The 24,563-nt window shown below is 32.5% G+C and carries 20 protein-coding genes; 5 read left to right on the top strand and 15 right to left on the bottom strand.

Translation table 11 applies throughout. The features are described from left to right. From NO995_RS10005 to NO995_RS10020, 4 genes are all read right to left on the bottom strand, one after another. The gene (locus tag NO995_RS10005; protein ID WP_258227386.1) at positions 1 to 3,156 is read right to left on the bottom strand and encodes a SusC/RagA family TonB-linked outer membrane protein; all 3,156 of its coding nucleotides are present in this window, start codon (positions 3,154 to 3,156) and stop codon (positions 1 to 3) included. Positions 3,157 to 3,297: 141 nt separating this feature from the next. Beyond that, on the bottom strand, positions 3,298 to 4,398 hold the full coding sequence (locus tag NO995_RS10010; RefSeq protein ID WP_258227387.1) for a FecR family protein: 1,101 nt from the start codon (positions 4,396 to 4,398) through the stop codon (positions 3,298 to 3,300). After that, entirely contained in the window at positions 4,391 to 4,828 is a 438-nt protein-coding gene (locus NO995_RS10015) for a doxx family protein (RefSeq protein ID WP_240573037.1), read from the bottom strand. Before NO995_RS10015 ends, NO995_RS10010 begins: the two co-directional genes overlap by 8 nt. A 91-nt stretch (positions 4,829 to 4,919) precedes the next feature. Beyond that, positions 4,920 to 5,528 (bottom strand): RNA polymerase sigma-70 factor, encoded by a 609-nt coding sequence (locus NO995_RS10020; RefSeq protein WP_258227388.1) that lies wholly within the window; start codon positions 5,526 to 5,528, stop codon positions 4,920 to 4,922. Between the two features lie 321 nt (positions 5,529 to 5,849). On the opposite strand from NO995_RS10020, the gene NO995_RS10025 reads away from it, so the two are divergent. The 4 genes from NO995_RS10025 to NO995_RS10040 all read left to right on the top strand — a co-directional run bounded on the left by NO995_RS10025 (position 5,850) and on the right by NO995_RS10040 (position 9,108). Continuing rightward, positions 5,850 to 6,239, top strand: coding sequence for a hypothetical protein (locus NO995_RS10025; RefSeq protein WP_258227389.1), 390 nt, complete (start codon positions 5,850 to 5,852; stop codon positions 6,237 to 6,239). A 126-nt stretch (positions 6,240 to 6,365) separates the two neighbouring features. Next, positions 6,366 to 7,103, top strand: a complete 738-nt coding sequence (locus NO995_RS10030) for an SOS response-associated peptidase (RefSeq protein ID WP_258227390.1) — start codon at positions 6,366 to 6,368, stop codon at positions 7,101 to 7,103. Positions 7,104 to 7,439: 336 nt separating this feature from the next. Next, positions 7,440 to 8,000: a helix-turn-helix domain-containing protein gene (locus NO995_RS10035; RefSeq protein WP_258227391.1), complete on the top strand. Its 561-nt coding sequence runs from the start codon at positions 7,440 to 7,442 to the stop codon at positions 7,998 to 8,000. Positions 8,001 to 8,118: 118 nt separating this feature from the next. Further along, positions 8,119 to 9,108 carry a hypothetical protein gene (locus tag NO995_RS10040; RefSeq protein ID WP_258227392.1) on the top strand — a complete coding sequence of 330 codons (990 nt, stop codon included), beginning with the start codon at positions 8,119 to 8,121 and terminating at the stop codon, positions 9,106 to 9,108. An 804-nt stretch (positions 9,109 to 9,912) separates the two neighbouring features. Here NO995_RS10040 and NO995_RS10045 read toward each other — a convergent pair. The 8 genes from NO995_RS10045 to NO995_RS10080 all read right to left on the bottom strand — a co-directional run bounded on the left by NO995_RS10045 (position 9,913) and on the right by NO995_RS10080 (position 21,204). Beyond that, the gene (locus NO995_RS10045; protein WP_258227393.1) at positions 9,913 to 10,797 is read right to left on the bottom strand and encodes a serine protease; all 885 of its coding nucleotides are present in this window, start codon (positions 10,795 to 10,797) and stop codon (positions 9,913 to 9,915) included. 9 nt (positions 10,798 to 10,806) lie between these two features. Beyond that, positions 10,807 to 11,961, bottom strand: a complete 1,155-nt coding sequence (locus tag NO995_RS10050) for a TlpA disulfide reductase family protein (RefSeq protein ID WP_258227394.1) — start codon at positions 11,959 to 11,961, stop codon at positions 10,807 to 10,809. Between the two features lie 12 nt (positions 11,962 to 11,973). Then, complete coding sequence (locus tag NO995_RS10055; protein WP_258227395.1) at positions 11,974 to 12,525, bottom strand: TlpA disulfide reductase family protein; 552 nt, start codon at positions 12,523 to 12,525, stop codon at positions 11,974 to 11,976. 133 nt (positions 12,526 to 12,658) lie between these two features. Further along, positions 12,659 to 14,296, bottom strand: coding sequence for a PKD-like family lipoprotein (locus NO995_RS10060; RefSeq protein WP_258227396.1), 1,638 nt, complete (start codon positions 14,294 to 14,296; stop codon positions 12,659 to 12,661). 16 nt (positions 14,297 to 14,312) lie between these two features. Next, entirely contained in the window at positions 14,313 to 15,101 is a 789-nt protein-coding gene (locus NO995_RS10065) for a DUF4843 domain-containing protein (RefSeq protein WP_258227397.1), read from the bottom strand. A gap of 49 nt (positions 15,102 to 15,150) precedes the next feature. Further along, entirely contained in the window at positions 15,151 to 16,587 is a 1,437-nt protein-coding gene (locus tag NO995_RS10070) for a RagB/SusD family nutrient uptake outer membrane protein (protein WP_258227398.1), read from the bottom strand. Between the two features lie 10 nt (positions 16,588 to 16,597). After that, positions 16,598 to 19,882, bottom strand: coding sequence for a SusC/RagA family TonB-linked outer membrane protein (locus NO995_RS10075; RefSeq protein ID WP_258227399.1), 3,285 nt, complete (start codon positions 19,880 to 19,882; stop codon positions 16,598 to 16,600). Positions 19,883 to 20,040: 158 nt separating this feature from the next. Continuing rightward, positions 20,041 to 21,204: a FecR family protein gene (locus tag NO995_RS10080; protein WP_258227400.1), complete on the bottom strand. Its 1,164-nt coding sequence runs from the start codon at positions 21,202 to 21,204 to the stop codon at positions 20,041 to 20,043. 126 nt (positions 21,205 to 21,330) lie between these two features. Between NO995_RS10080 and NO995_RS10085 the strand changes: the two genes are divergently transcribed. Next, positions 21,331 to 21,924 carry an RNA polymerase sigma-70 factor gene (locus NO995_RS10085; protein ID WP_258227401.1) on the top strand — a complete coding sequence of 198 codons (594 nt, stop codon included), beginning with the start codon at positions 21,331 to 21,333 and terminating at the stop codon, positions 21,922 to 21,924. Positions 21,925 to 22,122: 198 nt separating this feature from the next. Here the strand turns inward: NO995_RS10085 and NO995_RS10090 are convergent, their stop codons facing one another. The 3 genes from NO995_RS10090 to NO995_RS10100 form a co-directional block, all read right to left on the bottom strand. Then, complete coding sequence (locus NO995_RS10090; protein ID WP_258227402.1) at positions 22,123 to 22,377, bottom strand: hypothetical protein; 255 nt, start codon at positions 22,375 to 22,377, stop codon at positions 22,123 to 22,125. A gap of 84 nt (positions 22,378 to 22,461) precedes the next feature. After that, positions 22,462 to 23,097, bottom strand: a complete 636-nt coding sequence (locus NO995_RS10095; protein WP_258227403.1) for a hypothetical protein — start codon at positions 23,095 to 23,097, stop codon at positions 22,462 to 22,464. A 3-nt stretch (positions 23,098 to 23,100) separates the two neighbouring features. After that, positions 23,101 to 24,462, bottom strand: coding sequence for a site-specific integrase (locus tag NO995_RS10100; RefSeq protein ID WP_258227404.1), 1,362 nt, complete (start codon positions 24,460 to 24,462; stop codon positions 23,101 to 23,103). Between the last annotated feature and the right edge of the window lie 101 nt (positions 24,463 to 24,563).

Consider the following 24,563-nt stretch of genomic DNA (forward strand, 5'->3'; position numbering starts at 1 on the left):
TTAAAATGTTGTATTAATTCCTAAGGTAAATGTTCGCATTTCCGGATAGGTATTTCTAAATTCCGCAACTCCATTTTTATTTTTAGGACTTTTATCTTTAAACCAATAATGCAGGTTAGATCCATTAACAAAGAAGCTTAAAGTTTTTAGCGGTAATTTGTAATTGTTTACAGGAAAATTGTATGTCAGGTTTACCGATTTTAATTTAATATGAGAAGTGTCGAACAGGTACTTTGTGGAATTTGAGATTATCCTGTTATTGCTTGATATTATTGGGTAAACTGCCTGATCTCCTTGGTTCTGCCAGGCATCTTCATAAACATTAGCATTTATATTTCTGTTTACTAATATTCTGTAGTTGTCGTAAATATTTCTATCTACCAACATATCTGCCCCATAGGTGTATGACATTATAATTCTAAGTGTAAAATTGTTTAGTTTAAAACTGTTATTTAGCCCGCCATAAAAATCAGGTTGTGAATCCCCGATAGGTACCCAGTCAGTATTATCAAATTGACTTGCAACGGTAGATGAATCGTAAATATTTCCATCAATATTATACAGTTCTCTTCCGGTTGCCGAATCAATGCCTATAAAATTATATCCCCAAATGGCAGACGTTGGATAACCAATGGTTTGCGATCTTGCAACTTCAGCCGTTGAAAATGCAGAACCTAAACCAACTAAATCAGTAATTCTGTTTTTAATTTTTGTAAAATTGAAATTGGTATCCCAAGAGAAATTTTTATTCTTAAACCAATCGGCGTTTAAACTAAACTCAATACCTTGGTTATACATGCTTGCTCCATTAATTTGAGCACTTGAAAATCCGGATTCGATAATAATATCACGAGATGTGATTTGTTGTTCTATATTATCTCTAAAGAAATCTGTTGTTATTTTAAATTTCTGAAGGAAGTTAAAATCTAATCCAACATTGAATTTTTTATTGACTTCCCAGCCCAAATTAGGATTTGGTGCTGACGATAGATTAGCATAATCTAGGCCATTATATCCATTATTTTGTCTGGTGTATAGCCCTAAAGCTCTATAAGAACCAATACGAGAATTTCCTGTTCTACCATAACTTGTTCTAAGGCGAAGAAAATCTACAAACTTACTTTTCTTAAGAAAACCTTCGTTACTTATATTCCAACTGACACCTAAACCTCCGTTTAATGCGGTATCGTTATCATCACCAAAAGCTGAACTTTGATCTACTCTGAAATTGGCTAAAAAGAAATACTTTTTCGCATAATTATAGTTTACCTGAGCAAATCCTGATCGTCCAGCATATTCTGTATAATCGATCTCATAATCTTGTTGTTCGGCAGTAATAATAGGTTGAGGAGAATCGTAGATGGTAAATCCACGGCCTATTTCATATGAAAAATCAACTTTTTCACTTCTTGCCTCTATACCTAATAAAGCATCAAAATTATGTTTTTCTGCAAATTGTGTATTATAAGCTAGGGATGCATTCCAGTTCCATTTTCTTGTATCACGAGCTCTAATCATTCGTCGTCCCTTAGAACCATCATTAAAATTACCAGAACCGTTTAAACCCGAAAAGAATTTATCTTCATCTTTATTTGAAGCATCAATACCAAAGAGCGTAGATAACTTTAAATTATGAAGAACATCGTAATCTAGTTTTAAACTTCCTAAAAGTGCAAATGTTTTAGAATCCGAAATATTTTGTTTAGATACGGCTACAGGATTTCCGTAGGTTTCGAAATAGGTATATTCTCCGTTTACATCATAAGGCGATAATGTAGGAGGTAATGCGTACGCATAAAGTGTATTCGGGTTTTCTTTATTGGTTAACGAAGGTGATAAACGTAAACTTAAACCAAATTTATCTTTTTTATAATCTGCCGAAAACGACGTATTTAATTTTTTATAACTGTTTTCCTTCTGCGTTTCATTTGTATGTTGGTAACCTACATTAGCTCTGTAATTCCAATTACCTTTACCGCCGGAAACACCGAAATTTAATCGGCTAAAAATGCCTGTAGTATTTAATAAATCGAACCAATCAGTATTTACACCATTCCACGGTTGTACACTTCCAGAATTTCCACTATTGGTATAATAGGAATTTAACACCGTTTGATATTCTTCTCCACTTAAATATTTAAGGCCATTAAATGCAGTATTAATACCTGTTTGAGCCGAAGCTGTATATCTTAGCTTTCCTTTTTCACCTGATTTTGTGGTGATAATAATAACTCCATTAGCTGCATCAGCACCGTATAAACCAACAGCAGCAGCATCTTTTAAAATATTAAAACTTTCAATGTCTTCAATACCTACGCGAGCTAAAGGATTTAATATGTTCTCTGAAAGAATGCCGTCACCTAAATCAAAAAAACTATTTCCATCAATCCCAGTTTCTTCCGACAGGATAATACCATCTACTATTATTAACGGTTGTGTAGAGGTTCCTACCGCATTACTATTAAGTGGTGTTAAAGAGCCTTGGCCACGAATATCAATTTTTGCGGCTTCACCTAATTGCGGGTTTACTTCAACTAATACTCCGGCAACCTGACCTTCTAATAATTCATCAAAAGTTACAGCAGGCTGTTCTTTAGAAATATTGTCCGGATCGACTGTAGAAATGCTTCCGACAACTTCTTCTTTAAGTTTTTTGGTTCCGTAAGAAGACGTAATAACAACTTCTGTTAATTCACTAATATCTTCTTCCAAATAAAATGTAAATTCAGAAGCACTCCCAATGGTTTTAGTCTGAGATTTCATTCCCAGATATGAAGCTTCCAGTTCTACATTATTGATATTTTCCCCTTTAATGGTGTAAATAAAGTTACCGTCGATATCTGTCATGGCACCAATGCTTTTTCCTTTAATTACAACCATAGCGCCACTAAGGGGAAATTGATCAGCAGCGCTCAGGACCTTTCCCTTAATTAAACGGCTATTAGTGGTTTCTTTTTCCTTTTTATCGGTTAATAATATCTGGCTACTAATTAAAGCATAAGCAATATCAGAATCTTTTAACAGTGAGTTTAAAGCATCTTCCAATTTTGAATCTGTAACATTTAAAGTGAAGCGTTTTGTAACATCTACTTTATTAGAATTATAGATAATACGATACCCTGTTTGTTGTTCTATAGATTTTATAATGGTACTCAAAGGGGTATTTGTAGCCTTTATATTTACGGTTTTATTTTGTGCAAAACCAACTGTAGTGACAAGCAAAAAAAACAAAACACAGAGTGTCCTTTTAAGTTTAGCATTTTTTTTGTAGTTAATCATTGTTGAGAGGTTAGAGTTTTAGTCGTTAATTATTATGATATTATTTTTAATTGAATATTCGAAAGGTGTATCTATTTGTAATAGTTTAAATAAAGTATCAATATCAGATTCATCAATTCTAATAGATCCAGAAAACTCTTGATTTGCAAGTGTTTTATTATCGTTAATTATCGCCACATTATATGCTCGCTCTAATTTTTTACATAAGGCGCTAAACGGCATATCCTTAAAAAGGATTTCTCCATTTACCCAGGCTATATGATCGGTAGTATTGACATCTTTAATATGGAATGTGTTTTGTTTTTCTAACCAAACAGCTTGTTGATTGGGCTCTAGAATAGAATATTTTGAAGCATCGCTTACAGCTGAAATTTTAACAGATCCTTCTAAAAGTTCACTATGTGAATTGGCATCGTTTGGATAAGAACTCACATTGAATTTTGTTCCTAGAACCTGAATGTTAACCTTATCGGAATGTACAATAAACGGATTTTGTTCATTTTTTGTTACTTCAAAAAAAGCTTCACCTGTTAAAAACACATCTCGGTTTGCCGAGGCTATAAAGTTTTCTGGAAACCTAAAGGTTGTTCCTGAATTTAAATGCACAACGGTACTATCTGAAAGAACCACCTTAAATCGTTTTCCGTAAGGAATCTTAATGGTATTATACTTTAGCTCTTCACTCTTTACATTAGCATTAAAAATAATTTCATGATCTGTTTGTTTTCCTATAACAATACCGTCTTTATTTATTAAAACATTCTCCTGATTGTCATTAATATGTTTAACAACGCCATTGCTTAATTCTAAAATAACATCGTTATTATTATCGGTTATAGTGTTATTATAGATAGCACGTCCAATACCCACAGCAATCACCAAAATAGCTGCATACTTCCAGTAAGTGAAAACTTTGCGCTTTTTCTTTAAAGTTTGTTTTTTTATTATTCTAACCGTTTCTAAATTTGAAGCTTTCGGAGATTCTGTAAGGGACCAAGCTGTTTTCAATGCTATAAACTGCTTTTTGTTTTCATTAGAAGAATCTATCCAGTCGAATAGCTCTGCTATTTCTTCTTCAGAAGCTTTATTGTCCAAATATTTATAAATCAGTTTAGTCATTACTTGTGGTGTTTTGGGTTAATAAGCTTATTAATACACTTAAAATGATGATGTTTTTAATAATATATTGCCCTAATAAGGTGAATGAAAAAGGGCTTTTATTAAATGATAGTTCCGGAAAAATAAAAAACGTTGAAAATGTTAACGTTAGATGAATGAGCGCTAAAATAGTTGCTGATTTTCGTTGATAATTAAGAATAAACATCAACCCAATGGCTGTTTCCCAAATCGCTAAAAGCAAATAGGAAATGTTTGAAGGTAATAGGTCGCTTATTAAAACATTAATCGTTTTTTTAGCAATATCTTCGGCAGGACTGTAATCTGGAAAAAATTTTAATATTCCAAAGAAGAAAAAAATCAATCCAATAGACAGTGTAATTAAACGCTGACTTGTAGACTCTCTAGATATTAAAATCTGAGTTTTTTTCATATTATAGAGGTTAGTAGTTGCTTGTTAAACAGAAAAAAATCTCTGCTCTACAAGTTTGTACCCCTATGTCTTAAAAAACCCTATGCTTTTTTTAATTTTTTTTAGTCGAGAGAATAATTGATATTAAAATAGTTGGGAAATAAGGTGCCAATTGCTGCCTTAAAGCCTTTAAAGCCTTGGTTATGTGAGATTCAACGGTTTTTAAACTAATCTCTAATTCATCGGCAATTTCCTGATTTTTTTTGTTATCGAATCGCTTCTTTAGAAAAATTGCTTTGGTTTTTTCCGGAAGGTTTTCAATAGATTTATATATAATTTGTTCTAATTCAGAGAAGTCCATAGAATCAAAATTTAACGAGTCTAATACCTCCTGATTTAAAAGCTCTTCCCTTTTGTTTAACGTCTCGTTTTTATATTTTTCTTTAACCTTTTTACTTCTTATCAAATTCAAACATTTAGATTTTGTGTAGGTGTAAAGAAAGGATTTAATACCTGTTGGAAGGTCTATTTTGTTTTTATTAGACCATAAATTTATGAAGGCTTCCTGAGCGATATTTTTAGCTTCTTCTTCATCATAAATAAACTGTACACCAAAGCCAACGATACTATTGTAGTATTTATGAAAGAAATACTCAAAAGCAACTTCATTACCTCTTTTGAAGGCTTCAAACTGTAATTGCTCGTTTGGTTGTGCGTTCATTTATTTAAAATTGTCTTTGTGGAAAACTTAACTTAACATCTAATTTTGAGTAGAAAATAAACTAAAATGCGCCTAAAATTACATTTTTTATGTTAATACAAAATTTTTATTAGATAATTTATAACTACGCAAAACAAAAAGAAGATTAAAAACTTAGATTAATTTGGATTGACCCTAAATAATATTTCGCCTGATTTTCTCTATCTGAGCTTGCAATAAAAAACAGGACAAATAGCTGAATAACCAACTTTGTTAGTTCCTAGTGTTTTTTATTTTTTGTATCTTGAATTAATAGAAATAGCTAGAATTATGATAAGGATAATGAAAACATATAAAGAGCAAAACAAATCGATTAAATTGCTTTTTTTCGCCTTTATCATGCTACTTCAGGGGTGCTCTGTTTATAGATCAAATCCAACAACAATAGAGCATGTCATTAGGAATGAATCTAAAGTAAAGATGGTATTTAAAAATAATAAAACTGAAAAATTTGAGAAAATTATTATTGAAGAAGGTAACTATTATGGTGTAACGATAATCAACGGCGAAACAATTAAACATCCCTTGGACCAAAACGAAATTTTGGTAGTAAAAGAGAAAAATAAATCATTATCAACTATTCTTGGTATAGGAATTCCGGTGGTTGTTTTAGGTACTATTTTTGTGCTGGTCGGAGAGAATAACTCATATGACTTCTTTTTTCAGATGTAGTAATATTTGTCTGTTTTTTTGTTACAATTTCATTACTTACCTTTTTATTTTCCCTCCCCCTTATTTTGTATAATACCATTTTTGAATAGTATATTTTTCGTAAATTCATGTAATAATTAATTACTCATGTGTTTCCATACGGCTCAACTCAAAAAAGTTAAGGATTTAGAACGCAAGTATAACGTTAAAATTAGCGATGAAAACTGGGAGAAATACTTTGACGAACCTAGATACCATTTAAATGGTTTTTCGCATCCTAATATGTTAGTTATTCCGCAGCAAAGATCTGATGTTCTTGCACCAGGCGTTTGGGGTATAGTTCCCAATTATAAAAGCCCAGAGGAAATTAAACCTTATTATAAGGAAGCTGTAAAATATGGTTCAGGACTAAATGCACAATCCGAAAAGCTTTTCAGTCATTTTATGTATCGTGAATCTGTAATGACACAGCGATGCATAATTCCAGTAGATGGCTTTTTTGAACCACATGAACACAACAAGAAAAAATACCCTTTCTACATTAAAGAAAAAGAAGATAAAGGTTTGGCTTTGGCAGGTATATATACCGTTATTGGGACGTATATCACCTTTAGTATCTTAACTAAAAAGGCCTCCCCGCTATTTGAAAAGATACATAATTTGAAAAAACGACAACCTGTTATTCTAAATTCTGAAAATATTGATCATTGGCTTTCTGAAAGCCTTAATGAAGACAATGTAAAGGAATTAGTTAATCTCAATTTTCCTGAAGAACAATTGGATGCCTATACGGTTAGCAAAGATTTGTTTAGCCCTAAGATTGATAGTAATACTCAAACTATTTTAGAAAAAGTTGAATTTGATGGATTAGAAGGAATGTTTTAATGAAGTTGTGTATGGTTAGCTTGAGTCGATATGCCTTTAAAATAGCTAAAAAACGTGAATTAAAGTGAAATTCGTCAGAATTTAACGATGTAAAATGCACCAGCAAATTAATTATACACGTTTTTATAAAACGTTTTTTACTCAATTGTTATTAATTCCAATTCGTTTTTCAATTGTCCAAAATTTATTGGTTATCATGTGGAAGTGATCATCCCTTAATGGCATCATTTTCTGTTTGCCGTTCTGTTTGTATTTTTTCTCTTTTGCTTTTTTCATTTTCAAAACATAAAACTTTCAAAAATTCTAAACTATATTTGATAAAAGAAACTTTTTTGTGTGAGCATTCTTAAATCCATTCGAGAAAAGGAAGGTTATACCCAGACTGATTTAGCCAACCAAACTGGACTGTCTTTGCGTACTATTCAGCGTTTAGAAAGCACAAATAAAGTACCTAAAGGTTATACCTTAAACGTTCTGGCAGAAGAATTCAATATGGAACCATCAGCTTTACAGGCTAAATATGTAAAAAGCAAACTTTCAAGGGATTCTGAAATTACAACAATCAAGATGATAAACTTATCGGTTTTATCCTTTATTGGAATTCCATTCGGAAATCTAATTTTACCTATCATTTTATGGAGGAATAACCGTGATTCAAAATTCGTAGATGAAATAGGCCGTCGAGTTGTTAATTTTCAAATTTTGTTCACATTGTTCCTGTGTTTATTACTCATCTTATTACCATTTACCGTTGCAAAACTATTACCAAATATTCCAATCATGTTGATTGTATTGCTAATTGCTTACCTTTTTAATATTGCTGTAATCATCCGTACTGCCATAAAGATTCAACATCAGGACTTCGATTTTTTAAACGGTCCTTTTCGTCTTATTTAGACCTAAAACTAAAAATGTCATAAAAATGGCGGCATGAAACCCCCTTATTTTACTGGGATTCCTTATTTCTTTGCATCATGAAATTATTTTAAATGTTTATTCAAAATTTTAATGTATCATGAAAAAAATTATCGGTTACAGTATTTTAGGCCTTATAGGTCTTGCATTAATTTTTAGTATTTTCGGTATTAGAAAATTCAATAACAAATATTTTAAAGAACGTCCGGCCTATTTAGAACTTAGTCATGAATCTCAATCCATGGATTTTAAATGGACACATTCGAAGGTGGATGAAGGACATATTGAATATCAGTCAGGTCTTTTAATACCTGTGCAGATTGACAGCCTTCAACACAATCTTAATATGCAATTTGATACCGGCGCACCAGATTCTTTTTTCTATGAAAAAGATCTTATTTCATTGAGAAATTTGGGCTATAATATTGAGGAAGTTCAGAAAGATGGATTCCGATTTGTGAAGGACCTAAAATTAAAATTAGGTGGTAAGCCTGTTACCTTATCAATGGTGAAAATCTATCCGAATTATGGGAATACCTTTTCGGCTGAATATAACCCAGAAACCAATATTATTATTGGGACTATTGGAAGTGATATTCTGGTAGATAGAGTTACATCAATTGATTTTAAAAACAAGACCATACAGTTTTTTGAAAATCGTCCTGAATGGATGCAGGATCTCAAGGGGTTCAAAACTTTTGATTTCCCAGGGCGTCGTATAATGCTACCAGCTATCGTTGATGGAAAGGAGTATGAGTTTTTGTACGATTCCGGATGTTCAGCCTTTGGTTTAATCACGACCAAAGACCGTTTTGAAAAATATACTGATATAGCAACTCCTGTAGAAAGTTTTGGAGCTAAGAGTTGGAACGATAAAATCTATATTAACAGTAAAGCAAGTGATTATCCGCTTACCATTGGAGGTGCTCAACTACTTATGAATAGAGTTTCGTGTGTAGATATGTATGCTTTTCTACAGCCTTTAGTAACTCCATTTACCCGAATTGGTGGTTGGATGGGTAACCAAGCTATAAATGAGAGTCACCTTATTCTTGACACAAAAACTAAAGAATTTTTGATCACAATTTAGGTGATTGATTTGATTGTAACCGATCCAGATGCCTTAGCCCTTCATGGCTTGCCATGAACCTGAGGTGTCTGGTTACCGGTTAAGGAAATACCTTCATTCTAATTTTATGTAATTATTTTGTTTAGAGTATTTAACTTTTAATAAGAAAGCATCTGTTTTGACTCCAAGTAAGACAAAATAGATTCCTAAATTAACTATGTAAATTGGGATATTTTGTCTTTGAAAGGAAAAGGTGTTGATGTTTTAACGGTTAGGCTATGGTTTCGTTGCGTGAAAATCCGCGAGGTTTTTCCGCCGTAAACCGAAGATAGTTCATTGCTTTTGACTTTCCGAGAGGAAAGTCAAAAGCAATGAACTATAGCCGTTGTTGGGCAAAGTTATTTATAATTTATTTCTCGTATTATTATTCTTTTCAGAATTCCATTTTCAATTACCTTTTTTTCAGATGAGCCTTTTCAAATCTTTTATTTATCCAATCTTTCATTGTAATTAAATATGCATGTTTTTATACGTTGTTTTTTATTTTTCAAATAATTTTCGAGTTAAGTGTTCGCAGTTTTCGTCTATAAGAAAAGATGTTATTGTTCCATCTGAATGCCAAGTACTGTGTCCAATGTCAATTCCGCAACTGGTTAAAATATTCTTTTAGGGTGTTATTCGCAATTTCCATCTTCCGCATATAATTTAAGCCTGCAAAGTTATTAAGAAATAACAGGTAATCTTTAAACGTTATTAAATATCAACTAATAAAAAAAAAGCGGTTTGATTTTTCAAACCGCTTTAACCCAAAAAACTAATAATTAACTACCCTCTAATTAATTTTTTTACTGAGCTAACTGGAACAGCTATTTTAATAACCATTTGCCATTCAGGGTTATTACTATTTCCTGCATAAATAGAATTTGTAGATGATACTATCGCTACCAAATTTCCAAAGTCATCAAAAATGGGCCCTCCACTAGATCCCTTTGCATAATCAGCTGTAATATCGCATCTGTTTTCCCAAGGGTTATTTACAAAACTGGAGTTTCTTGCAACAATACCTTTGGTATAATAATATGCCCGCTGATTTGGATGAGTCATGGTATGCACGGTAGACCCAACCTCTAAATCATTACCTAAAGCAACAGGAGTTAATTTTTCTCCTCTTGTATCTATCTTAAATGTAGCTAAATCAGCATACTTACTGTAATTTAAAACTTTAGTTATTGGATACACCTTTCCTTTTGAATCTGCCGCAAAAAACAAGCTATCTTGCGGCATTATACTTTGCCCCTGATCTATAATAGATTCAAAAACATGATAATTAGAAACACATAAACCATCTTCACTAAGAACTGCTGCCGAAGCACCTATAATTACAAAGTCTTTATGAATACCAAAACCTCTTTTTAATTTACAAATCATTAATGATGTTGGCCTGATATTTTTCACTAATTTTTGAGGTGTTAACTGTTTTTTATTGGCTTTTGGCAACTTCGGATATTCGATAGCAGTTTCATTTTCAGCCGATACACTATTATTTTTAAGTTGTTCTATAGATATAAAATGTGCACTTTTTTGAGTTTCAACTATTGAATCGTAGAGCCTGTTAGGTAAATCTTCCCAATTAGAATAACTCACTTCCTGAGCTTTTAAAACTAGAGAAAAACTAGAGAAAACAGCTACTAAAACTAAAATATTCTTCATTTTCCCTTTTTATATATTATTTAAAATTTCGTCTAGCTTTTGATCTAAGTCTGCCCCTCTTAAATTTTTAGCGATGATAACTCCGTTAGGATCAATTAAAAAGTTCGCAGGTACAGCGTTAATACCATATAACTTAACAGCCATACTTTGCCATCCAGCTAAATCGGAAATTTGATTCCAAATTAACTGATCTTTCTCGATTGCCTCTGTCCATTTTCTTAAAGCATCATTTCCTCCATCCAAAGAATACCCTAAAATGGTAAAGTTTTTATTCTTAAAGGAATTGTATGTTTTAACTAAATTTGGATTTTCCCTTCTACATGGCCCACACCAAGAAGCCCAGAAATCTAAAAGCACATATTGTCCTCTTAAAGAACGTAAACTTAAATTTTCTCCATTTGGTTGTTTAGCACTAATATCCGGGGCTTCAGAGCCTATATCTGCTCCTTTAGTTTGATTTAATATATTGTTGTAGATTACACCTGCAGCCGATGTTTTTACGCCATCCGTCATTTGAGCAAACAATTTTTTTGCTAAATTTTTCTCTTGAATGATATTTACATTTCTTCTTAACCAGTCCAAACTAACGGCAGAATTTAAGTGACTTAAAAAAAATGCTTTCTCAGCTTCCTTTTTCTCTGCCATTAAAACTGCATAGTCCTTCTCTATTTCGGCCACTTTTTCAACATTGTTTGCCGATGAAGCTTCTTCATAAGCATCATTTAATGCATTTATTTTTAAATCGAAAGCTTTCCCTACAATGGCCAATTCCTGATAGTCTGTATTTAAAGGCGTTCCTTCTACAGCTGCTGTTAAAATGGAGTCTTTCCCAGTAATTCTTAATTCTCCTTCTTCTAGGTATACAGGCATTCCATCTGCATTATTGGGAGGAACCGTTGGATCTATTTTATGGTGTAGTAAGGTTAAAAAACCTCGTTCTACCGCAGGAATATCTCCAGAAAATATAAATTCATTATTTGAATTAGCATATACCGTATCAATTATTACTCTAGAGTTTTCTTTTATCAATAATAAAGCGGGGGCTTCCTTAATAACATTTTCCATTTTCACCACAATTTTATATTGTGCATTTTGCTCTTGTGCATTAGTATTCCAGCCAAACACTGATACCAGCACCCCTAAAATCATTAGATTTGTTTTCATTTTGTTCATAGTTTATTTTATGTTTAATAATTTTTCTAAATACACTTTTGTTTCAGGTTTGTCTGGCTTTGTCATAAAATTTTCAATAATGTAACCCTTCTTGTCCAATAGGATATATCTAGGTATATATTTGATTCCAAACCTATCCTCAAAGTCTTTGTTTAGTACTCTCCATTGCTCTCCCTTCATATGTAGATTAGAAACATCTCCTAACCACCTAAAATCCCTTTCATCGAGGTTTACTCCTAAAAAAACAATATCTTGTCCTTTGAAATCCTCTTTAAGTTCTTCAAAAAAAGGCATTTGTTTACGACATGGATAACACCAAGATGCCCACACATCAATAAGCACATACTTTCCTCTTAAATTGGATAACTTAGCTTTTTTTCTCTCTAAATTTTCCATTTTAAAATCTGGACATAAATCACCTATCTTAAGAGTATCTATTTCTTTATTCTTTAACACAAAAGGAGCTTGCATTAAAATATCTCTTTTTTCAATTGCGATAGCCAAACTTGTTGTTATTAAAACTATAATAACCATTAATATTCTATTTGTTCTCATTTGTTTTTTATTTTGATTAATAATTAGAATTGAATCATTTCATTTTAACATTAGGACATAGTTCTCCTGTGACCGATACAAATTCATTAAAATTTGCACCAGTCACTAGAACTTTTAATTGTTATTTATTTAATTAATTATATTGATAGAGTTGACTAGACCATGAATAAGACGAAGCCGATACATAAAGTACATCGGACACCTTACCTTGCCCTGTTTTTATATCATCCTGAAGTTCGACTGTACTTAAACCATTTAACTGATAACGATAAATTTTATAGGTATCGGTTCCCGATTGATACGTAGCAACCACTAAACCAGTAAAATTAGGATCTAAAGAAGAAAAGTTTGTATTAATATATTTCAAATAAGTAATTTCCTCTCCTGCTGGAATATTTTTTATAAACGACGGATTATAAGTATCACTATCCATATTATAAAGCCCAATACTACTGGAATTCGCAAAGTATAATATGTTATTACCTTTATTCATAGCATAAAATCCTGCAGATGTTAACATAGCGTATTCTGCATGAGATAACCTTTTTTCGAATGTAATGGGATTATTTCTCCCTGCTTTATACAATGTATAATTACTATAATCTCCTGGATTGGGATAGTAATAATAAAAACCTTCTACAAACTTATCATAATCGAAACCATATAGGAATAATGCGTCTTGATCATCATGCTTTCTAAACAAAGAATAAGCATAAGTTGTAGAACTATAACCAGATCCACGCTGTGTGTTTTCTAAAAATATAGCCTGACCATTCATATTATTTACTGGAATTTCAAGACCATTATTGAAATCGGTATACTGATCTTTAAAAAATCCAATAGTATCTGATGTTGAATAGCCTGCAGAACCAAACATAATGTATCTCTCATTTTTAGAATCGAAAGCCAATGTATTACCATACGATCCTTTGGTTGCCAAGCCTTCCACACTATAATCACCTTCAATTGCCGGAAAAAAGGCTGGATTTCCATCATTCATGGAATAAACTTTAGCTCCTTTACTCATGAAAACCTTGTCTCCACTAATCATAACTGATTTAATTTGACCCTCTTGATCTTCTGGGTTTAGAAAGAACATATCTTCAAGCGTTGATAATGTTCTTGCATTATTTACATTATAAGCCAAACCATCTTCCTCACTAAATGCTACCAAGGCAGGTGCAGAACTGTAATACACATCATCTTCTGATGGTTTCCATTTATAATAAGGTGAAAAAGCAAAACCAACAGGCATACCTTCTAAGGGAGCTCCTAAAGTCTTTTCTACAAGGTTATAATTCGGAATTTCTGAACTCACATAAAACCCGTCAATTTCTGTATTACCAGCAGCGGTTTGCTTCATAACATACCACCCTTGACTAGACACAGACTCGACATTAATTTGGAAAGTTGTGGACTGAATTACATTTGTGGTATTGTTGGTTACTTTTAAATTAAAATTCATTACGCCAATGGAATCTAAAAGGTATTCTAAAGTTTTATTTTCAGAAACTGAAATCAATTCATTTTCACTAAATAAATCCCATTGATAAGAGAAGTCTAAGTTTTCTCCGGTTTCTTCACCATACGTAATAGTAGGATCGATAACCAATGTTTCATTATAATAATAAACATTTTTAATATCTTCTACCTGAATATTAATATCTGGAAACTGTTCTACAAAATCTGAATTGTCTGAACAGGATGCTACAACCACTACCGATAAAACACCGGTAATCATAGCTTTTATAAATGTATTTATATTTTTCATGATGTTGTGCTTTATCTTAATAAGTTCTATCAAAGGTCACTACTGTGCCATCGGCCTCTCTTAAAGGGCCGTTTACTCCTAATCCTTCGTTATACTTTTTTAAATCTTCTTTAAACTTGTATACGTAGTAAGCTAAAAGGAAAGAGTCACTTAAAACTATTTCCATATCATCTTCAGTCCATCTTAAGTCTGAATGGTTGATCATAAAATCCAATTTTACATCACCGTAAATTCCAAAATACCAGAAATCCCAGTTACTTGGTCTTGAAATTTTGTCTGCTATGTAAACAACCACACGATTTTCATCATTATCTGCAACCTTGGCATTTTCCATTTCCGCTAATCTGAATGTTAATCTAAAGGTAGTTTCTTTTAAACTTTCATCCCTCAATAAGATAATAGGAATAGAATCTTCCATTACGTTAGCTTTATACTTTAAAAGATTTATCATTTCTTGTGACTCGAACGGCACATAGTGTACACCCGGAACAGCATTCTCAGTAGCACTATCTATGCGCTCTGGAAAAGACAAGGTGTCACTATTAAAGGCTTCTAATTTCACTGCTACTTCTTCCTTTGGAATTGCTCCAAAAGCATTTAATGGTACATAAATGGTATCTCTATCAACACCGTCTTGCCCATAATAATAAAAGTTATTAAAATGTTGCTGAACATAAATATTATAACCATGATCATCGGTTGGAAAAATCAAGTAAGGGTCGCCTTCAAATGTTGCCGGGTAATCTTCACTGCAAGACATTACCATAAGGCAAGAGGCTAATATTATTAAAAATCTATATTTCATTGTATTCTTTTTAGTCGATTTGTTTTATCAAAATCCAATAGTCTGATTACTATAAATCTCTATTGGTTTCTCCTGATGGTATTGCAATTTTATACTTGTCGGTGTTCATTTCCTGTCCAGAGAATGGTAATGATGTTAAGCTTAAACGCTTGTAAGTATAAAATATCTGCCCTTCTGCCCAAAATTCTCTGGTATACTGATTTAATATGTTTTCCTGTAAATTCCCTTCGGTAAGGGTTACATTTTCATCAAATCTGGAATTAGCAAACGTATCGTAATAAGTTTGGGCTTCTGCAATTGTAGGCGCGGTTTCTGCCAAAATCAAATACATTTCAGACACTCTAATAATGGGGAAATTTTTATAAGCACTAGCGTCGTTTTCTGACATTAAACTATACTTTAGACTAATCTGAGCATTATAAACTAATGCATTACTTGTTAATGTTGTAAACAAATTCATCTTTCTAATGTCTGATGACGATGGATAAACTTGGTTTAAAACATATTCTGAATTAACGCAATGTGCAGTATACGAAGAATACGAAGTATCATCATAACCTAAAGTTTCAACCCCAAACAACTGTTCTACAAATAATGCTAAATCGGTGTTTCCCATATCTGTAGATGTACCTAAACGAAACTTGCGGGTTCCATCTTCATTCTGGGCATCGACTACCTCTTTTGCATATTCATAAGCTTGTTCTTTGTTTCCCATCCATAATTGAACACGAGCTAAAGCACCTAAGGTTGCATAATAATTAAAACGATTTTGTCTGTTATACCAACCTAAATCTTCATACTCTTCAATACTTCCTTCGACGTTTAACAATTCATTGCTATAATAAACAATGGGATCAGAAAAACTCAACATGTCTTTCGCTTGTTCTAAATCTGACAGAATATTTGCGAAATAATCATTGTAATTTAAATACGGAATAAATTCGTTTGACACCTCTAAAGAATACGGCAATATCAAGTTTGAAGTCCCCGCGCTATCGTCTGGTGCTGTTCCATAAATTCTCCAGATATCGAAATGCAAAAAACCTCGTAATGCTCTTGCTTCACCTTCTACAAAGTTTTTCTGTTCAGCGGTTAAAACTTCTGTTGTTTCAATACTACTTAAAATTACATTTAAGTTGGTAATTGCTTTATACATCTGTAAAAAAGCAGCCCCAGAACTATTATCATAAGAAGTATCCGAAAAATTATAATTGTAAGCACTGTTTAAACTTTGAGAAAAGCCTATACTTGGTTCTGTATAAATATTAGCAAAAGTATCTACACCACTTCCCATTACAAAACCTCCCGGATTGTAAACGTTTTGCAATATTTGATAAACGCCAACTAAAGCAGAAGTATAGCCCTCTGGTGTTGTTAGGGCCTTATCTACTGTTACCATATCTTTTGGTTCCACAGTTAACCAATCATCGCATGATGAAAAAAGGCTAATCGCTGCAAACAAAAAGGTTATATATATTTTTTTCATAATCATTTAATTAAAAGGTTACTGATAAGTTTAACTGAGGTCTTATCGAATACGGGTAGTCTGTTCCACGTTCTGTGCTAATATTAGACAGGTAAAACACATCTGAAATTGAACTGGTTAGACTTAACTGTTTCACTTTAAAATAGTCTAATACCTTTTGCGGGAATTGGTAACTCAAATTAACCGAGCTTAAAGCAAATGCTCGTTCAGTGAAAACAAATCGATCATTTGGATAAGTTGATTCATCACTGGAAATACTCTTAAAAGCTGTTATGTCTCCTGGTTGCTGCCATCGTGTTCCTAAAACTCTGGCATCCATGTTATTTACAACATACGCATTTTCTACACGCAACAATGAATTATTTAACTTTTTGGCTCCTAATCTATAAGAAAAACCTATATCCATCATCCAACCCTTATAACGCAAAGAAGAGGTTATTCTACCATTAATTTTTGGAAGTGTGTTGCCTACCGAAATTTTTCTCAAACCTTCCTGAACCGAAGTGTAAACATTCCCTGTTTCTGGATCTTCGTAAAGTACCTGACCTGTAAGGGGGTCTACACCTGGCGATTTCAAAACATAAAGTGCATCTGTAGATTCTCCTTCTCTATATTGATAAAACGTGCCATTACTATAGTTTTGACCCTCCCATTGCTCATTAGCTTCTTTAATAGCATCAGATAATTTCACTAAAGTGTTTTTATTACTGTACACCCCAGTTGTTACATACCATGAGAATTGATTGTCTAAATCTCTTACTACATTAACACTTAAATTAGCATCATACCCAACGTTTCTAACCGTACCAAAGTTTTCTGTGTAAGATGTATATCCATTAGAATAAGGTAGAGACGCTTCTCCAATAAGGTTATGAGTATTAATTCTATAATAATTCACAGTCATACCAATTCTATTATCAAAAGCTTGAAAATCTAAACCAAAGTTGTGTTGCTTAGTATTTTGCCACTCTAAATTAGGGTTTCCTAAAGCCAATAAAGTCATTCCTGTAATATTAGAATATTGCGACGTCGTATCGTAAGAATAGGTTGATAATGCCTGATATGCTGAGAAGTTTAATGAACCTGTAACTCCGTAAGAATATCTAAACTTGATTCTATCTATTTTAGAGATATTTTCCTTAATAAATTTCTCCTGACCTAAATCCCAGGCAGCTCCAAATGAATAAAAAGGCGCATATCTACTTTCTAATCCAAATGATGACGCTCCATCCAATCTCGCCGATCCTTCAACAAAATATCTATTGTCGTAATTATAGTTTAGGGTTCCTGTTAAACCTACACTACGAACCGTAGATTCTCTTCTTGACGGACGTTGACCGGTATAAGAAATACCATTAGAAATATCATTTAGCTTTTCATTGGTAAACCCGCGAACCGAAAGCGTCGTTGACTCATTTTGATTTTGAATCAACTGTCCGTTACCTCCCAAGTACAACATATGTTTACCAAAAGTCTTTCCATAACTTATTGTTGAAGATATTTGATATGAACGTTCTTCTCTAAATGTTTGTGTATAGATACCTCTATCTAATGGGGCTATACCTGCAATAAAATTACTCGAGTTTAGTGGTGAACTAAAATAATCAGATCCTCCTTTTAATAATGTAACACCTAAACTGGTATCCCATTTTAAATTTTGATTAAAATTTACACTTACCGCTGTCTGATTACGAATGTTATTGTAATCTGTAGTTGAAAAACTAGCTAAAGACGAATCATATAACGGATTATACTTAACTTGATTATTAAATGTATCATAAGACATTACAGGGTCTCCGTTTTCATCGTAAGGTCTCCAATACGGATTCATATAATAATAGTCTGAAAATCTTCCGTAAGGACTATTGGTTCCTTTGTTAAACCCTAGTTCTAACTGGTTAGAAAATCTAACTTTTTTAAACTGGTACTGTAAATTTAAACTGGCATTGACATTGTCTCTTTTTGAGCCTTTCATAGCTCCCGTTATACCGTTGTATGACACATTAAACCCATATCTAAACTCTTTATCTCCACCACCAAGTCTTAAGCTATGATATTGACCAACTCCTACCTGCGTTGGTTCTTTAAGCCAATTCGTGTTAACACCTTCCTGAACGGCTTTATTATTCTGGTTATAAAGGTTATCTAGTAATATTTGCTCATTTACCGTTTCTCCGGTATACAAACCTGCTATACTCTCGATTTGCAGTTTTTGTCTTGCATCAAGTAAATCGTAAGATGATAAGTTTGGAATTTCAAAATTCAACCCCGAAGTGTAAGATACTCTTAATTTTCCTCTTGGCGGATTAGAAGACGTTATTACTACAACACCGTTAGCACCTCGTGAACCATAAATAGCTGTGGCACTGGCGTCTTTTAAGATTACGACCGATTCTACATCATTTTGATTCATATCCAAAACACGTTCTACGCTAACTTCAAACCCATCTAAAAGGAATAACGGCGTATTTAACTGTCCTCGTGATTGGTTTTGTAAATTGCTTACATCTGTTATAGATTTTGCACCACGAATTTCTATTGAAAGCGTTGTATTATTGGGATCGGAACCAAAAGCGTTTTGTTCCTGAATATCCAATGACGGATCAATATTTGCTAAGGTTCTAAGTAAGTTTCTGTTACCAAACGATTTAATTTGCTCTTTAGTGATTACAGAAGCTGCTCCGGTAAAACTGGTTTTAGGTCTATTGAAAATACCAGTAGAAATAATTTCTACGGCATCTAACTCTTCAATATCTTCTTCCAGAGTTACATCAATTCTCTTACCTCTTCCTACTAGAACTTCTTTCATTTTAAAGCCTAAAGCCTGAAATATTAAGACATTTTCTGGACTTGAAACGGAAATTGCATAATTCCCATCAAAATCTGAAGACACACCTTGTTTTGTCCCTTTTATAACAACAGATACACCATAAATGGGATCACCGTTAACATCCAAAACCCTACCTGAAACAAATTGCTGTTGATCATCTTCTTTAGGTTTAATTATAATTTGATTATTTGTAGAAAGAACAACATTAAAATCCTTTGACCCTAAACTGTAGCTCAATAATTTAAACACATCAATTTCTCCCTTTTTAATCTGTACCTTAGGATAGTTCTCAAATAATTCCTGAGGATACATAAAGTGATAATGTGTCTGTTTATTTATTATATCGAAAACCTCATCGATTGACACCAATTTATCTTCGCTAATAGTTACCTTATCCTGAGCGAAAGAATTATTAGTACTAATACCAAAGACTGCAGTACATAATAAAAAGATGAATGTTCTCATAATCATTAGAAGGAACCGTTTTCGCGTATGCGAACGGATCTTAATTAATTTTTGCATAAATTTGTTTTGTGTTAGTTAGACATTTGTTTTAATTAATACATCGAATTGAAAGAGACGAAGTTTGTTCACCGCCAAATGATAGGACTTCGATCTCTTTTTTATTTTAAAATTACTTGCTTGTTTCTTATTTCATAGTTTTTAATCACTCCGAAACTTTTAATATTCTCTAATATTTGTTCTATAGGTTGCTCCTTTCCTAAAGATCCATTGAATCCTCTTTGCTTTAATTCTTCATTTTCAAAAACTACATCCATATCATACCATCTTGATAAAATGGTCATAATGTCTTCTAAAGTCATTCGCTTGAAACTAAAAATGCCCTCTTTCCAAGATATTTGTCTGTAAACATCTACCGCCTCAACAGATAAGGTATTGACATTCTTATTTAACCTAGATTGTTCTCCTGGTTTTAAAATATGCTGTTCCTTACTCGAAGATATTTCAACTTTACCTTCCACTAATGTTGTATAAACTTCATCTTCGTCATTATAGGCCTTCACATTAAATTCGGTTCCAAGAACATGAACTAATTGGTTATCATTTATTACTTCGAAACTAGCTCCTTTATGTTCTGTACTTGGTGAAACATCAAAATATGCTTCACCATATACCAATTCAACCTTACGAGACTCTCCTTCAGTAAAATTTACAGGATATTTTAATTGGGATTCAGAATTTAACCAAACTTGAGTTCCATCAGAAAGTTTCACAAAAAACTGACCGCCTCTAGGTATAGTTAATGTATTATAGGCTAATGCTTGCCCCTTATGAGCCTCGTAAATTATTTTTTCACCATTACTGGTTGCATTATTGGTTTGCAAACTTGCTCCTTTTTCAAAAACGATTTCTTTACCATCTTCTAGTGTTAAAATAGCTTTGTTAGCTCCTGGCTTAATAGCATTATTAACAATTACAGGAGCTACCATATCATCACTACCGAAAATTGAATCTGGTTTAAAAAGGTACGCAGTTAACAAAACACCAACTAAAACAGCCGCCGCTGCATATTTATAGATATTTAATCTGAATACTTTACTCCTGTTTTGCTTTGCATTGATTATTGCTTCAGTTTTTCTATAAGCCTGCATAGCATCGAAAACCTGTCTTTTATCCAGTGTGTGATAAATATTCAAATACTCTTTAAAAGCCACATCATTGGAAGGGTTCTCTTCAATCCAATGTGACAACTGATTTAACTCAGCTACAGAGGCTTCATTATTTAAAAACTTAACTGTAATTATTCTGGCTTCTTTCGGACTCATTCTTTAGATTATGATATTAATTCTTTGTGTTATATTTATTAGACGAACACATATTAAAAAACCATTATTTTTTTTTTAAATTATTTTATCTTTTTTTTGCGTTCTTTTGTTAACCAACTGTTTTCTTTGAAAAATATTCCAATAAATAGCGAACTTTTAAACGATTTGAAAAAAGACTCTAAAGAAGCCTTTAGAGAAATCTATATGCTATTTTATGAAGATTTATGTGTTTTTACTTTTGCATACACCAAAGACCACGAATTAAGTGAAGACCTGGTACAGAGTGCTTTTTTAAAACTTTGGGAACAAAGAAAATCTCTGGAAATAAAAGATAATATTAAAGGCTATCTCTACCGACTCATCTATAATTCGTTTTTAGATAAAGTACGGCGAGATCAAACTTTTAACAAAAAAATTGAAGACCTAAGATACAATCAAATTATTGAAGCTATTGAAGAAGATACCGAATTGAAATCAAAACGTATTAAAATTCTTCAAGAAGCGATTGAAACCTTACCTAAAAAATGCAAAGAGATATTTATTTTAAGTAAATATGAAGGTCTTAAATACCAGCAAATAGCAGATCAACTAGGAATTTCTAAAAACACTGTTGAAGTTCAGGTAGGAAAGGCGTATAAAATCCTAAGAAAAAGCCTAATCAGTAAAGATAAACTAAACCTCTTTATTAGCTTAATATATAAAAAGTTAAAAATTGAATAGAGTTTTAGATAATTAACTCTAAATCTACAGATAAACCACCTCTTGTGTTTCAATATCGTAATATGGGTTTTGACCAAATTGATTTGAGTACATATTTGTAATAGGTAAATACCTCGCTCCAGTAATTAAAGACTTTAACTAATTAAACTCTTTTTTAGTAATATGTTTATTTTCTTCTTTGGCTGCCCATTGTTTTAATCAATCAGCAATAAGATAGCCCGCCATAGCATTCCCAACTCCAGCAAAACTCATTTTTTCTTTTTGAGATTTAAATTCTGGATTTATTTCTGTAGTTGGTAAGTTTTTCTCTTTTGGTATTGGTAAAACATGTTTTGGCTTTTTAGCATGGTGCGCTTTATTACGACAGGTGTCACTACAATACTTTTGAACACGACGTCTTTTGGGTTCAAATTCTTTAAAACAATACTTGCATTTGTAAAATCTACTTTCCATAATTTAACGTAAAATAAACGTTTGTTTTACGTATAACACCGTTTATTTGGTGTGTTATTTCAATTTTTGATGACATTTGTAACCTTATTTATGATTAATATTAAACACCGATTCCAGTAAAAAAGCGTCGGCATCTGCATCACTAATAAGTTGTGGCTTTTTAGTTTTTAGTGCCTTTAATGTCGTTTTTTTAATTGGTTCAGAACCGATTTCATTGACATTAAAACCACCCGTTTTTTCCTTAAATGGGCTACCAGATATAAAACCTGAAAATTTGGTTTTAATCTCTATATGATGTTTTAAAAATGCATCTTGTTGTAGCTTAAAAAGTGTAGTAACATTATCCGATACATCTTTAAAATATTTGCTTAAATTCACATACATTAAATAGGTAATGTTAGCGTGAATATCTAAATGCTCCCAATACTTATTCATTAAAAACTGAAATTGGCTTTCCGCTAGTTTTTCTCGGGCATCAATTAACAAAAACAGGTTCTCTTCAAACAAATTACATTTTGTTGCTATTTCAACTCTGTTGAATTTGGTTTCATCCGTGGTAATTTCCTCTTTACGATTTCTATACGCTATTGTATTCGTTGCTTCAGCAGGAACCAAATCTTTAAATTCCGTTTGTTGGAACTCATTATATATCGTATCTGGTATATAAAATAAATATGACCGTGTGAGATTATCGCGTATGGTGGTAAAAATAGCGTTCATATTTTATTTTAATAAATGTGAATAATAATCTGGAATAGCAGCATCGATAGTACGTAAATACTTTTCAAGAGCATCCATAGTAGAATGACCTGTAATATGCATAATTCTGCTTTTTACTTCGTTTGGTGGGTAATCGGTAATTAGTGATTGATATAACTTAGTGATAAAGGTATGCCTGAAACTATACAAACCATAGTTTTTATCTAAATTGAAATCCTCTTTGACTACCTTTTTAAAACGCTTTGAGAAATAGTTCCTTTTGTTATTCTCTTCGGTTTCCCAGAAATCACCAAACCTATCTGGGGTGAACAAATAACTATTTGGATCAAAAGCACCTAAATCCGGAAGTTCTTGTAGCAACATATCCGGAATACGTTTTGTTTCTAAAGCGTTCGTTTTCGATTTAAATTGTATCAGACCTTCTTCGACATTAATATCCTTTATTTTTATTCTACAAACCTCAATAGGCCTTAAAAAGCCATAGGCAACAAACTGAATATATAATAACAGTATAGGATCTTCCTTTTTTAAATAATCAAAAATTTCAGTTTGGGTCGTTTTAGAATAGGTTTTGTGACGTTCCGGTTTGGTCTTTAATGCTTTTATATTCTTTACAGGATTTGAAGTTATGATGTCGTTATCCTCCATAGTTTGCATTAAAGCGCCTAGATTGGTTCTGTGGTTATTGTAACTTCTTGCACTCGTATTAGAAAGTACATGACTAAGGAAAGTTTGGATTAACCCCTTATCAACTTGGTCAATTGTTTTTATGTCTGGGTTTGATTCCTTAAGCCAGTCTATAAATCTGTTCGCGTGAAACCTATAATCTTTATGAGTTCTTTCGCTAATCACATTCTTTTTAAAGTCTAAACTTAAATCGAACGCTTTTTGAACCGTTGGACTATTGGATTTTGTCTCTTCCACTACTCTTTTGACCTTAACTTTATCTTTGGCTGACTGAGGATTTAACGGTGCTTTGGGAGTTGCTTCACTTTTTGCCTGTTTAGGCTTGGTTGCTTGTGTTTTTTCCTTTTCAAATAAGGCTTCGTTATTTTCAAAAGGATTGTAGCCTTTTTTAAGAAGAATGATGAGTCGTTTTCTATAAACAGTTAAAACGGAAAGCCGATCTTCTTTCTTTTTATAAGTATTCGCTATACCATAGATGTTTTTCATTCGCTCTAATTTTCCTGTTTCAGGATTGCGAAATGAAAAATAAACATACCAACGTTTGTTTAAATTTCCGTTAGCTGTGTAGATTTTTGGGGTTGAAAATTGGGGTCTTTTACTCAAATCGTGTTCCAAATCGTGTGCAAAAACGTGTTCACTTTTGAAATCAAATGTAAGAAATTCATTTAGATAAAACATAAAAAAACGGTTTAGAGTGAACTAAACCGTTTCATTTCAGAACTTTACGTTTTGTAGCGAGAGCGGGGCACGATCCCGCGACCTCCGGGTTATGAACTTGA

The sequence above is a fragment of the Aestuariibaculum sp. M13 genome (assembly GCF_024723255.1).
Classification (GTDB): domain Bacteria; phylum Bacteroidota; class Bacteroidia; order Flavobacteriales; family Flavobacteriaceae; genus Aestuariibaculum; species Aestuariibaculum lutulentum.

Coding starts and splice junctions, on each gene's coding strand:
- NO995_RS10025 (WP_258227389.1), top strand. CDS start 5,850: ATGAAAACATATAAAGAGCAAAACAAATCGATTAAATTGCTTTTTTTC.
- NO995_RS10090 (WP_258227402.1), bottom strand. CDS start 22,377: ATGGAAAGTAGATTTTACAAATGCAAGTATTGTTTTAAAGAATTTGAA.
- NO995_RS10040 (WP_258227392.1), top strand. CDS start 8,119: ATGAAAAAAATTATCGGTTACAGTATTTTAGGCCTTATAGGTCTTGCA.
- NO995_RS10075 (WP_258227399.1), bottom strand. CDS start 19,882: ATGAGAACATTCATCTTTTTATTATGTACTGCAGTCTTTGGTATTAGT.
- NO995_RS10055 (WP_258227395.1), bottom strand. CDS start 12,525: ATGAGAACAAATAGAATATTAATGGTTATTATAGTTTTAATAACAACA.
- NO995_RS10095 (WP_258227403.1), bottom strand. CDS start 23,097: ATGAACGCTATTTTTACCACCATACGCGATAATCTCACACGGTCATAT.
- NO995_RS10010 (WP_258227387.1), bottom strand. CDS start 4,398: ATGACTAAACTGATTTATAAATATTTGGACAATAAAGCTTCTGAAGAA.
- NO995_RS10080 (WP_258227400.1), bottom strand. CDS start 21,204: ATGAGTCCGAAAGAAGCCAGAATAATTACAGTTAAGTTTTTAAATAAT.
- NO995_RS10050 (WP_258227394.1), bottom strand. CDS start 11,961: ATGAAAACAAATCTAATGATTTTAGGGGTGCTGGTATCAGTGTTTGGC.
- NO995_RS10070 (WP_258227398.1), bottom strand. CDS start 16,587: ATGAAAAAAATATATATAACCTTTTTGTTTGCAGCGATTAGCCTTTTT.
- NO995_RS10015 (WP_240573037.1), bottom strand. CDS start 4,828: ATGAAAAAAACTCAGATTTTAATATCTAGAGAGTCTACAAGTCAGCGT.
- NO995_RS10045 (WP_258227393.1), bottom strand. CDS start 10,797: ATGAAGAATATTTTAGTTTTAGTAGCTGTTTTCTCTAGTTTTTCTCTA.
- NO995_RS10020 (WP_258227388.1), bottom strand. CDS start 5,528: ATGAACGCACAACCAAACGAGCAATTACAGTTTGAAGCCTTCAAAAGA.
- NO995_RS10100 (WP_258227404.1), bottom strand. CDS start 24,462: ATGTTTTATCTAAATGAATTTCTTACATTTGATTTCAAAAGTGAACAC.
- NO995_RS10030 (WP_258227390.1), top strand. CDS start 6,366: ATGTGTTTCCATACGGCTCAACTCAAAAAAGTTAAGGATTTAGAACGC.
- NO995_RS10060 (WP_258227396.1), bottom strand. CDS start 14,296: ATGAAAAATATAAATACATTTATAAAAGCTATGATTACCGGTGTTTTA.
- NO995_RS10065 (WP_258227397.1), bottom strand. CDS start 15,101: ATGAAATATAGATTTTTAATAATATTAGCCTCTTGCCTTATGGTAATG.